The sequence below is a fragment of the Duodenibacillus massiliensis genome (genome assembly GCF_900128485.1).
Classification (GTDB): Bacteria; Pseudomonadota; Gammaproteobacteria; order Burkholderiales; family Burkholderiaceae_F; genus Duodenibacillus; species Duodenibacillus massiliensis.
Window position 1 is genome coordinate 277,176 of sequence record NZ_LT635861.1, and the last position, 10,917, is coordinate 288,092.

Consider the following 10,917-nt stretch of genomic DNA (forward strand, 5'->3'; position numbering starts at 1 on the left):
GGCCGTGACGATAGCATGAGGCTTAGCCCTCAAACCTTACGTTTTTTTCTGCGCAAGCTGAGCAAATGTTTCAAAACGCGATTTCGCTTTAAATTCAGTGCGCAAAAAAATCTGCCGATTCGCGGAGCTTAAAACAGCCAATAGCCAAAAGCAAAAATCGAATTCCGCCACCTCCGGAAGTGTCTTGTAAACAATCCCCCGTCTGAAGACGGGGGATTTATTGGTGCGCTCGGCATGAGCGCGTTCTAACGGGTGAAAGTCCCGAGTGCAGGGGGTAGCACCAAGCACATAGCCAAGAGCAAGGGTGTCCGCCGCGAGGCGGGATCTGAAGGAAGCTGGAGGCAAACCACTGACCTGACGTACAGAAACTGCATAAGGCATTCGAAGATGGGTAAGTCTGCCAAACAAGATGAAGCCCGAAGCTACACGGAATCCGAGGTGTAAATGCAGCAGGCACATGGTGGGAAAGAACGCGTTCTTACCCGAGGAGGACTCACGGACTTCAATGCAACAGCATTGTCGGAGTAAAGCTTGCCGTGAGTAGTCAGCAACGGTCATAGTAAGCAGGGCAGTACCTGACGAAGGGCCAAATTTATAGGAGTACGGTGCCGTAGACACAAAGTCGCATGGCGCAGAAAACATAAGAAACCTGTCTGAGTTTTGGTACCCACGGAATGGGAAGAGGAACTCAGGAGGGCGCAACGGCCGTGATGGACATGGAAAACACCGCACATACCCCGCCTGCTTTCACGGGGATCACACTTGAAGCGATACTGAGCACTGAAAACCTGCTCACGGCGCTCAAACGCGTCGAGAGCAACAGAGGTGCTCCCGGTGTCGACGGGATGACGACTGAAGAAATTCGAGCGTATATCTTTGCGCATCCTGGCGAGCTTAGGAGTGCGATTCTGACGGGTAAATACCGCCCTTCTCCCGTGAAACGGGTATCTATACCGAAACCTGAAAGAGGTAAATACAGAGATCTTGGAATTCCGACGGTCATTGACCGTCTTGTTCAACAAGCAGTTGCACAGATACTCTCGTACGCTTACGACAATACCTTCTCAGTGACCAGCTACGGTTTTAGACCGATGCTGGGAGCTCAGGATGCAATTTTGAAGGTAGTGGCTACGGCAGATCAGGAGTACGAGTGGGCAGTGGATATGGACCTCGAAAAGTTCTTCGATACGGTCAACCACAGTCGGTTGATCCGAAAACTTTCGGCGAGGATCAAAGACGGAAGAGTCTTGTCCCTGATCACACGTATGCTGAAATCGGGAGTATTAATCGACGGGAAGGTAGTCAAGACCGAGGTAGGTCTTATGCAGGGCGGACCGCTGTCGCCGCTGTTGGCCAACATCTACTTGGACGAATTGGACAAGGAGCTGGAGGCCAGGGGGCACCGCTTTGCGAGATATGCCGACGATTTGATTATCCTCTGCCGCTCCAAACGTGCGGCCCTGAGAACTTTGGACAGCGTCACTCGATTCGTCGAGGGGCGTATGAAACTCAAGGTGAACAGGGACAAAACGTCTGTGTGCCATCTGACGAGAGGGGTGAAATTCCTCGGTCATAGTTTTTATAAGTCCAAGGACGGTTTCTACCCAACCGTGCATCAAAAGGCCAAGGATCGCCTTAAAGACTCGCTGAGAATGATCCTTTCGAGGAATCGGAAGATGAGTCTTGACGAGGTTAAGGAGAAACTGAGGCATAAGATCCGGGGATGGTGCGCTTACTTCAAGTATGCGCACTACACGGCATGGCAACAGGACACGGATATGTGGATTCGTCGACGGATACGGCAACTTTTGTGGACGACGTGGAAGAAGGTAAGGACGAGAAGGAGGGCGTTACTCCAGCTTGGGTGCGATGAAGAGACGGCTCATAAATGGGCCAATACCCGAAAAGGCGCCTGGCGGGTTGCACACAGCCAGATTCTCTCGACCAAGCTGACCAATGGTATTCTGAAGAAGAATGGGTGGTGTTGGCTCGGTATGCACCGAGTTAACGGTATGGGAAGGTAAAACTATGAAAACCGCCGTAAAACACTGCGTGAGCAGTGCCTACCAGATCGGTACGGGCGGTGGTGTGGAAGGACGGCGGGGCCTAGCCCCGCCTCCTATCCGATTAACCGCATCACACGGCCCAACATAAGGCTGGTTTACATCAGCCCCTGTGCTGACAGTTGTCGGCACAGACCCTGCAGGTTGCGGCTCGCATTCAAGTCGCTGTGCGCAAGGTGACCACATTGGCTGCATCGGAACCCGTGCTTATGGCGTTTGCCCGGTGCCCCGCACTGTGAGCATGTCTGGCTTGTATAGCGCGGATCCAGGAAAACACACCGGATTCCAGCGGCTGCCNATCATTTTTGAGTTCCGGATGCCGCATCAGCAGCATCCTTGCTCTGGCACCCTTCAATACTCTCACCGCGTCGGCAATGCTGACGGACGGCGGAAAACTGACAAACAGGTGCAGGTGATCCGGCTGAATCTCCAAAGAAAGTATCTCATACTTTCTTTCAGCGCATATGCTTTCAAGCAACTCACGCAGAGACTGCGCAACCCCCCCCCCCCTGAGAACGGATTTCCTGTACTGGTGGCACCATACCATATGGTAAGCTGTCTGATAGACGCAGTTTCTGCTGTAAACGATGTTTAGCATAGTGCGTATGGTACCAATTTTTTATAATAAAAACAGCCGCGATTCCTCCCGCGTCTGAAGACGCGGGTTTCCTCGCGGAATTTCTATGAAAAGACTCAAAAACAGCCGGAGGCTTATCTTGGCACGCACGACTTACACCGCTCCGATTTCCGCGGAAGAAAAAGCGGAATTTGTTCCTTTTCTGAACCGCCTCATTGACACGGCGTTTGATGAGATCGTGCCGCGGTTTCTCACGGGTATTGCCGTTGAGGACAAAACGAACGGGACGCCCGTGACGCAGGCCGATAAGACCGCGGAAGAAAAGATGCGGCTTCTCATTGAAAAGACGTACCCCGAGCACGGTATTTTCGGTGAGGAGTGGGGCGAAAAAGAGGTAAGCCACAACAGTGAGGGTGTCCGTTACCGCTGGATTCTGGATCCCGTGGACGGCACAAAAAGCTTCATCACGAACTCTTTCCTTTTCGGCACATTGATTGCTCTTGAGCGCGATGACGGCACGGGCTTCAGGCCGATTCTCTCGTCCATCAGCCACGCGGCGGCCAACGTCCGGACAATCGGGACGCTGGACGGCACGCACATGCACCTGGAAAACCGCGGCACGGTTGTGGACCGCGATCTGCATGTGCGGCACTGCAGGCGGCTTGAAGACGCCACGCTTCTGGCGACAAGTCACTGGACCACGCCCGAGCAGCACGGCTCAGCGAACATCCAGAAACTCATTGACCGCGTCAGGATGTACCGCACGATGGGAGACTGCTTCGGCTACTTTGCGGTGGCAAGTGCCGGGGCCGACATCATGATCGACCCGGAACTCTGCTACTGGGATGTGGCCGCACTTCTTCCTGTGGTGGAAGGCGCGGGCGGTGTCATCACGTCGATGACGGGCGGCAACCCCTTAAAGGAAATCAACGCGGTCTGCACGGCAGGCGACATTCACGGTGAAGTCATTGCCCTTCTTAACGCCTGATACTTAAGCGGCCGGTACCGTGAGCGTCATGATGAGGCCGTGGGGCTTGCGGTTGACGGCCGTAAGGCTCCCGCCGTGGCGCTCTGCGGCGCGCTTGGCAATCGCAAGACCCAGCCCAAAGCCCGACCCTGTGGCTTCATTTTTACCGCGCACAAAGGGCTGAAAGATTTTGGCAAGGTCCTCGGGGTCCATCCCGGGACCTTCGTCAGAGACGCGGATCACAAAGTTGTCGGCTTCTTTTTTCGCGGTCACCGTAACCGTGCCGCCCTCAGGCGAATACCTCAGCGCATTGCGGATGATGTTTTCCGCAGCGCGCCCGAAGCTGTCCACATGAAGTTTCAGTGTCTGCGCGGCAGGTGCGTCAAGCGTCACCGCCACGTGCCGCGGCGTTCCCTCAAAGCGCGCGTTTTCAACGATGTCTTCAAGCAGCGGCACAACATCGGTTTCCACAAAATCCATCGGGGCGTTGTCGTCAAGCCGCGCGTAGGTGAGAAGTTCATCAACGAGGGCGTCTAAGGCCTGCACGTCTTTTTCAATGCGTGTTAAAAGTTCCCCGCGGCGCTCGGGATTTTTTTCGGCAATTGCAACCGCAATTTCAATGCGCGCCAAGGGGCTTCTCAATTCGTGGCTTACGTCATGAAAGAGGCGCTTTTGCCGGGCAATGAGGCCGTTAATCTTTTCAGTGGTTGCGTCAAAGCGTTGCGCCAGAGCCCCGATTTCGTCGTAGCTGTGCCCGACTTCAGGCGCCACACGGACGGTCAGGTCGCCTTCGGAAGTCCGCCGCATCGCCCAGTCGAGTTTTTTGATGGGGCGCGCAAAGCGCCAGGCAAGAAGCCCTGCGGCAATGCTTGTCGCCAAAAGCGCAAAAAGGATGTGCACCCAAAGGGGGGTGTGCCAGAAAGCCAAAAAGAGGTTTCTCGGCGGCAGGTCCGTGCGTACGGCAAAGAAGTTAAGGTTGAGGCAGTCGATGTTGTTGCTCCTCATATGATGCCGCCCCATCATCATGCCGCGGCCCATGCCCATTCCCGGGCCCATCCCGGGCACCATGCGGCAGGGCTGCAGAATGTACTGTTCAGCGGTGGGGTGCCTGAGGCTTTCGGCGGCTTTTTCCGGCACCTTGCGGCCGCTGATTTCATTGCCGTCGGCGTCGGTGACAAAGACTTCCGGGCGGTTGTTGCTCGTTTTGTCGGTAAGCCAGCTCACAAGCACCTCGCGGCCGCCCCAGTGGTAGATACCGATTGCGTTATTCACGGCGCGCTGTGCGGCCCGTCCGCTTTCAATGTCGCCGAAATTGCGCGGCACCTGCTGGTAGTTTTCACTGGCAACCCAGACAAGAAACCCGAGAATGAAAAGCGCTACCCAAAGCCCGGCGAAAAGCTGCAGAAAAATGCCGCCGGACCGCAAAAACCGAGTCGGTTTGAGACGCATGGGTTGTCCTTGTCGGGGCCGCGGGCCGCCCTCTTTTACGCCGCGCCCTCAGGCGTTGCGTGCACAACGAGCTGATAGCCCACGCCTCGGATGCTTTCAATGGAAACCGCCGTCGGCGAAATGTCCGCGAGTTTATGGCGGATGGAACTGATGTGTACGTCGATTGCGCGGTCATAGCGCCCCATGGGGCGGCCTAAAACGCGCGGATAGATTTCCGTCTTGGCAACCGGTTTTCCGGCCTGACGCGCAAGCATTTCCAGCAGCAATAATTCAGTCCCGGTGAGCGTCACGGACTTTCCGTTAAGGCTTGCCGTTCTCTGCGCCATATCGATTGACAGGGGCCCCGCGGTTAAGGGACCGCGGCCGAATTCACTGTTTTTGCTGCGGCGCAGAATGGCGCGCATGCGGGCAACAAGCTCCCGGGGCGGGCAGGGCTTAGGAACGTAGTCGTCCGCGCCGAGCTCAAGTCCCAAAATCCTGTCCACGGGATCGCCCTTGGCGGTGAGCATCAGCACCGGTGTCTGACTGGTCTCGCGGATCTTTGCGAGCACTTCGGTCCCGGACATCCCCGGCATCATGACGTCGAGAATAATGAGGTCAAACGTGTCTTTGGCAAGTGCCGCCAGGCCCGAGGGTCCTGAGTGCGAGGGAGTGGTCGCAAAACCCTCGAGCGTGAGGTAATCCACAAGCAGTGTGACAAGCTCAACGTCATCATCGATAATCAGAATTTTCGGCGGACGGGAGAACATGGTCGGCTCAGATCCTTTGAGTGCTGGCAGGCGGCATGCCTGCGGGTTTGTGGTGGGCCAATGGGAATTGTTGCCGGGAATCGTACACAACTTTGACGCGCCGCGCCTCATGCGCCTGTGTTTGGTTTCGCCTCTTTGCAGTTCCTTTGCAGTTCCTTTGCAGTTCTTTACCCGGGCTTAAGCAACTTTAACGGGTCAATCCGCAACAATTCAGGGAACAAAAAGGACTGTTTGCCGCAAAAGGATAAGAAAAAGTGGGAACGCAGACACGAAAAACCAATACCGTCAGGCGCAGGCTTCTTGCCGCGGCCGCAGGCTCCGCGCTTCTGGCGCTCACAGGCTGCGCCTCGCAGGCCGTGATGACGCAGACCGATCAGGCGGCCGTCGGGGAGAGCTGGACCTGGCAGCAGGCGCTGCCTGAAGGCGTGCGGATGGTTCCGACGGCTGAAGTCAACCGCAACTGGTGGCGCGAGTGGCAGAACCCGGAACTCACGGGCCTCATTGATGCGGCTTTGGCCAAAAACACCGATATCAAATCGGCGCTTGCGAATCTGAGAAGCGCCGCAGCGTCGGCCGATGACGCCACCGCGTCGCTTTTTCCGACGCTTGATCTTTCGGGGTCGGGGTCCGCGAGCCGCGTGATGGGAGAGGCTTCGACGACACGCTGGGGCGCGCAAGGGGAGGGCGCCTGGTCGATGTCGCTTGCGGGCGGCAACATCGCCGCGCGCAGGGCGGCGGTTTACGAGGCAGCGGCTTCGCTTTTAAGTCTTGAAGACGTGCGCATTACCGTGGCGGGCGAAGTGGCCCAAAACTACATCGGACACGCGCTTGCGTGCGTGAAGTACGCCGTTGCCGCACAGATGCTCAAAAATTACTCGGAGGCCGCTCAGATTGCGCAGTGGCGCTTTAACGCGGGGCTGGCGGATCAGGCAGAGCTTGATCAGGCGATGAGTAACCGTGAGGCTTCAAGCGCGTCGCTTGCGATGATGCGGCAGAGCATCACGCAGTACAAAAATGCGCTCGCGCGGCTCACGGTCACCAATGTCATGCAGTTAAAACTCACCGAACCCGATGCAGTGCCTTCGGCGCCCGCCGCGTTTGCCGTGGCCGTGCCCGCGCAGACTCTCTCGCAGCGACCCGATATGCGTGCCGCGGAACTGACGGTCGCGGCGGCAAGCGACCGCGTCTACGAGGCGCGTTCCCAGTGGTTCCCGGCTCTCACGATCTCCGGAAATCTCGGCACGCAGGCTGCAACGATCGCAACGCTCGGTGCTTCCGGCACCGGTATTGCGGCGCTTGCCGGAGCGCTTTCCATGCCGCTATTGAATTGGGGTAAGCAGGTGACGGCCTCTGAGCAGGCTTTGGCGCAGCTTGATCAGGCGCGCGCCTCCTATACGGCGACACTTGTGACGGCACTGGAAGAAACCGAAAACGCGCTCACGATGATTTCCACGGCCGAGACCCGTAAAAAGCCCCTGCAGCGCGCGTTAAGTTATGCGGAATCAGCCGCTGATCTCACCATGCAGCAGTACAAGGCGGGGCTTGTGGATTACCAGAATGTGCTCACGACGCAGAGAACGCTTCTTTCTGCGCTTGAAAGCACGGCCACAAACGATGCGGATCTCGCCACGGGTCTGGTGATGCTCTACCGCGCTTTAGGGGGCGGCTGGGAACCCGCCGACGAGGTGAGAGCAATGCTCACTGACATGCCGCTGCCGACAAACGGATTCAGGAAAAAGCGGGGATTAACAAATGAGTAAAGCTATGGACAAACAGACGCTTCTGGGTGAAAACCCCGCGAAAAAAAGCCGCCGCCGGATTTTGGCGGCCGCTGTGGTGATTGCGGCCGCGGCGGGCGGTGCGGCCTGGTGGCATTTCGGTTCGGGTGCCGCCAAACCGAGTTATGCAACGCAGGCGCTCACCACCGGCAACATCACGGTTACGGTGACCGCAACCGGGACACTCAATCCGGTGCGAAGCGTCAGTATCGGCAGTGAACTTTCCGGCATCGTCGCCAAAGTCAACGTCGATGTGAACAGCACCGTCAAGGCCGGGGACGTTTTGATTGAACTTGATACGGCAAAACTTGAAAGTGCCGTCAATCAGGCCCGCGCCGCGCTCTCCAGCGCCAAGGCGCAGCTCGGGGAAGCCAACGCCACCGTTGTTGAGGCCAAAGCCAAGATGGCGCGTCTTGAGGAATTAAACCGCACGTCGGGCGGAAAACTCCCCTCGCGCACGGAGCTTGACGAGCAGCGGGCCACTGTTTTAAAGGCTGAGGCTTCGGTCGCTTCAGCCAAAGCTTCCATTGAAGACGCCTCCGCCACGCTTGAGACGCAGCTCACAAACCTCTCCAAGGCCTCAATTAAGTCGCCCGTTGACGGCGTAGTGCTCACGCGCTCGGTGGAACCGGGCTACGCGGTAGCGGCAAGCCTTCAGGCAGTCGAACTTCTTACGGTCGCAACGGACTTAAGGGAACTCGAACTTAAAGCCGACATCGATGAAGCCGACGTCGGACAGGTGGCCCCGGGTCAGGGGTCCGACTTTACGGTCGCAGCCTTCCCGGACCGTAAGTTTGAGGCGCGGCTCTCGAAAGTCGCCTACGGCGCCACTACCAACGAAACCACGAAGGTTGTCACCTACACCGGGTACTTCAACGTTCCCAACAAGGAACTGCTTCTGAGGCCCGGGATGACGGCAACGGCAACGATTGAAACCGCACGGTGCGACAATGTGCTGCTCGTACCCAATACGGCATTCCGTTTTCGTCCGAAGACTGCGGCCGCCGCAAGTTCCGTCTCCTTCATGATGCCGCCGCCGAGAACGCGCGTAAAGCAGGTAAAGGAACGCATCCAGCAGGCCGAGCGCGAACGCACGGTCTACGTGCTCAGAGACGGTGCCGCGCAGGCGGTTACGATCCGCACGGGGCTTACCGACGGCAAGATGACCGAAGTTCTCTCGGGTGACATCAAGGCCGGTGACAAAGTCATTACGCAGCAGTTAAAAAGCGCTGCGGGCGCATAAAGCGGGGTAGTGCCAATGTCCGAAACGCCGCTTATTGAACTTAAAAACATCACGAAGCGCTACGGCGTCGGAGCCGCTGCGTTTGATGCCTTAAAGGGTGTTTCCTTTGCCGTGCATCAGGGGGAATTTCTTGCGGTGATGGGCCCTTCGGGGTCAGGTAAGTCCACCACGATGAATATCATCGGGGCCCTCGACAGCCCCACCTCCGGGGAGTACCTCTTTGAAGGCGTGCATGTGGAAACGCTCACCAAAGATGAGCGCGCTCTTTTGCGGCGCCGCTGCATGGGGTTTGTGTTTCAGGGGTTTAATCTCCTTGCGCGCACCACGGCGCTGGAAAACGTGGAACTGCCTTTGCTTTACCGCGGGGTCCCCGCCAAAGAGCGCCATGAAGCGGCAAGAAAGGCCCTGGATCGTGTGGGGTTGCTCGAGTGGGAACACCATACGCCCGCGGAACTCTCCGGCGGCCAGCAGCAGCGTGTGGCCATTGCCCGCGCAATCGTCACGCACCCGCTCCTTTTACTTGCCGACGAACCCACGGGGAGCCTTGACAGCCGCCGAAGCGTCGAAATCATGGAGCTTCTCACGGATCTCAACAAAAGCGAAAACATCACCGTGCTTTTGGTGACGCATGAGCAGGAGATGGCGGCGTACGCACGGCGCTGCATTCACTTTTTGGACGGCATGGTCGCAGGCGACAACCTGCAGCCCGGGAGGTAGGCGATGCTTGGTAATGCATTTCTTCTGGCATTCCGGCAGATCCGCCGCAATCCGATGCGGTCCCTTCTGACGGTTTTGGGCATCGTCATCGGTGTGGCGGCCGTGATCACCATGGTGACGATCGGTAACGGTGCCACGCAGGCCGTGCGCGCCGAAATCGAAAGTTTCGGCAGCAATCAGCTCATGCTCCGGCCGGGGCAGCGTATGGGCCCGGGGGGCGCAGCCGGAGCCCCCTCATTTAAGCTTGCCGACATTGAGGCGATTGAAAGTCAGGTCGCAGGCGTCGTCTCCGCCGCCCCTCAGACTTCGCGCTCGACGACGGTTGTGGCGCAGGGTAAGAACTGGTCCACAAGCGTGATCGGCACCACCAACGATTACTTCACGACGGATAACCGCACGTTAACCCAGGGGCGCTTTTTTGAGCTCGCGGAAGAGCGTGCGGGGTCAAGTGTCTGTGTGATCGGCAACACCGTGCGTAAGGAGCTCTGGGGCGCGGGCGATCCGGTGGGCGAGATGCTCAGAGTCGGTAACTTCAGCTGCCGCGTCGTGGGCCTGTTGACGGAAAAAGGGTCGGCCGCGATGGGGGGAGACCAGGACGACCTCGTGGTGATTCCCTTTAATACGGCCGCACGGCGCCTGGTGGGCAGTACCCGCGTGAGCACGATTTTGATCAGCATCAGCCCGGACAGTGACCGCGAGGCGCTCAAATCCTCTTTAAAGGATCTGATGCGGGAGCGCCGGTCGCTCTCGGCCGGGGATATCGACAATTTCTCGATTCTGGATACCGCTGAAATTGCCGAAAAGGTCGCTTCCACGACGCAGATCATGACGATGCTTCTGGGTGCGGTCGCAGCGGTAAGCCTTCTTGTGGGCGGCATCGGCATCATGAACATCATGCTTGTCTCCGTGACCGAGCGCACCCGCGAAATCGGTGTGCGTCTTGCGATCGGCGCAACCGCAGACGAAGTGCTGATGCAGTTTCTGATTGAAGCAGTGGTGCTTGCCTGTCTCGGAGGCGTGCTCGGGGTGATTCTGGCCTTCGGGGCTTCGGCTGTTCTCACGACCGTGATGGATCTGCCCTACGTCTTTGACCTAACGATCAATATCGTGTCCTTCGGTTTTGCCGCATTAACGGGCATTATCTTCGGGTACTTCCCGGCAAGAAACGCCGCAAGGCTCGATCCCATTGAAGCCGTGCGCCACGAATAACGCATTTAAACCGCATGAAAAAGCCGCCGGGCAGTCTGTGCCGGCGGCTTTTGACGTATCAGGATGAGATGCCTGAGGCTTTAGAACGGTACGTCGTCTTCAGCGATTTCATCGGCGCTGCGGGCCGGGGCAGCGGGTGCAGCGGCCGGTGCGGCGGGACGTGCA

General features: G+C 57.8%; 10 protein-coding genes and 1 pseudogene. 6 read left to right on the top strand and 5 right to left on the bottom strand.

The features are described from left to right. Positions 1–36 precede the first annotated feature (36 nt). A complete protein-coding gene (locus tag BQ7486_RS11765) occupies positions 37–558 on the bottom strand; it encodes a hypothetical protein (protein WP_143183126.1) in 522 nt (173 codons plus the stop codon). A 152-nt stretch (positions 559–710) separates the two neighbouring features. Here BQ7486_RS11765 and ltrA point away from each other — a divergent pair, with 152 nt between their 5' ends. Continuing rightward, entirely contained in the window at positions 711–2,024 is a 1,314-nt protein-coding gene (ltrA, locus tag BQ7486_RS08730; RefSeq protein WP_074010112.1) for a group II intron reverse transcriptase/maturase, read from the top strand. A gap of 137 nt (positions 2,025–2,161) precedes the next feature. Here ltrA and BQ7486_RS12270 read toward each other — a convergent pair whose 3' ends face one another. Further along, positions 2,162–2,347: a zinc ribbon domain-containing protein gene (locus BQ7486_RS12270; protein ID WP_084765955.1), complete on the bottom strand. Its 186-nt coding sequence runs from the start codon at positions 2,345–2,347 to the stop codon at positions 2,162–2,164. 26 nt (positions 2,348–2,373) lie between these two features. Further along, a pseudogene (gene tnpA, locus BQ7486_RS12275) lies at positions 2,374–2,661 on the bottom strand (IS200/IS605 family transposase); the annotation flags it as partial. A gap of 118 nt (positions 2,662–2,779) precedes the next feature. Here tnpA and BQ7486_RS08740 point away from each other — a divergent pair. After that, complete coding sequence (locus tag BQ7486_RS08740; RefSeq protein WP_235836780.1) at positions 2,780–3,628, top strand: inositol monophosphatase family protein; 849 nt, start codon at positions 2,780–2,782, stop codon at positions 3,626–3,628. A 3-nt stretch (positions 3,629–3,631) separates the two neighbouring features. Here BQ7486_RS08740 and BQ7486_RS08745 read toward each other — a convergent pair whose 3' ends face one another. Further along, entirely contained in the window at positions 3,632–5,056 is a 1,425-nt protein-coding gene (locus BQ7486_RS08745; RefSeq protein WP_084765860.1) for a sensor histidine kinase, read from the bottom strand. Between the two features lie 35 nt (positions 5,057–5,091). Beyond that, positions 5,092–5,805 (bottom strand): response regulator transcription factor, encoded by a 714-nt coding sequence (locus tag BQ7486_RS08750; protein ID WP_074009740.1) that lies wholly within the window; start codon positions 5,803–5,805, stop codon positions 5,092–5,094. Between the two features lie 254 nt (positions 5,806–6,059). Between BQ7486_RS08750 and BQ7486_RS08755 the strand changes: the two genes are divergently transcribed. Genes BQ7486_RS08755 through BQ7486_RS08770 form a run of 4 tightly spaced genes read left to right on the top strand, consistent with a single transcriptional unit; the run spans position 6,060 to position 10,752 of the window. Then, positions 6,060–7,565 carry an efflux transporter outer membrane subunit gene (locus BQ7486_RS08755; protein WP_074009741.1) on the top strand — a complete coding sequence of 502 codons (1,506 nt, stop codon included), beginning with the start codon at positions 6,060–6,062 and terminating at the stop codon, positions 7,563–7,565. After that, on the top strand, positions 7,558–8,826 hold the full coding sequence (locus BQ7486_RS08760) for an efflux RND transporter periplasmic adaptor subunit (RefSeq protein ID WP_074009742.1): 1,269 nt from the start codon (positions 7,558–7,560) through the stop codon (positions 8,824–8,826). Before BQ7486_RS08755 ends, BQ7486_RS08760 begins: the two co-directional genes overlap by 8 nt. A gap of 15 nt (positions 8,827–8,841) precedes the next feature. Next, complete coding sequence (locus BQ7486_RS08765; RefSeq protein ID WP_074009743.1) at positions 8,842–9,543, top strand: ABC transporter ATP-binding protein; 702 nt, start codon at positions 8,842–8,844, stop codon at positions 9,541–9,543. Positions 9,544–9,546: 3 nt separating this feature from the next. Further along, positions 9,547–10,752 (top strand): ABC transporter permease, encoded by a 1,206-nt coding sequence (locus tag BQ7486_RS08770; protein ID WP_074009744.1) that lies wholly within the window; start codon positions 9,547–9,549, stop codon positions 10,750–10,752. Positions 10,753–10,917 lie beyond the last annotated feature (165 nt).

Excerpts from the sequence above, each read along its gene's own strand:
- ltrA (WP_074010112.1), top strand. The coding sequence starts at position 711 with ATGGACATGGAAAACACCGCACATACCCCGCCTGCTTTCACGGGGATC.
- BQ7486_RS08765 (WP_074009743.1), top strand. The coding sequence starts at position 8,842 with ATGTCCGAAACGCCGCTTATTGAACTTAAAAACATCACGAAGCGCTAC.
- BQ7486_RS08770 (WP_074009744.1), top strand. The coding sequence starts at position 9,547 with ATGCTTGGTAATGCATTTCTTCTGGCATTCCGGCAGATCCGCCGCAAT.
- BQ7486_RS11765 (WP_143183126.1), bottom strand. The coding sequence starts at position 558 with ATGACCGTTGCTGACTACTCACGGCAAGCTTTACTCCGACAATGCTGT.
- BQ7486_RS08750 (WP_074009740.1), bottom strand. The coding sequence starts at position 5,805 with ATGTTCTCCCGTCCGCCGAAAATTCTGATTATCGATGATGACGTTGAG.
- BQ7486_RS08760 (WP_074009742.1), top strand. The coding sequence starts at position 7,558 with ATGAGTAAAGCTATGGACAAACAGACGCTTCTGGGTGAAAACCCCGCG.
- BQ7486_RS08745 (WP_084765860.1), bottom strand. The coding sequence starts at position 5,056 with ATGCGTCTCAAACCGACTCGGTTTTTGCGGTCCGGCGGCATTTTTCTG.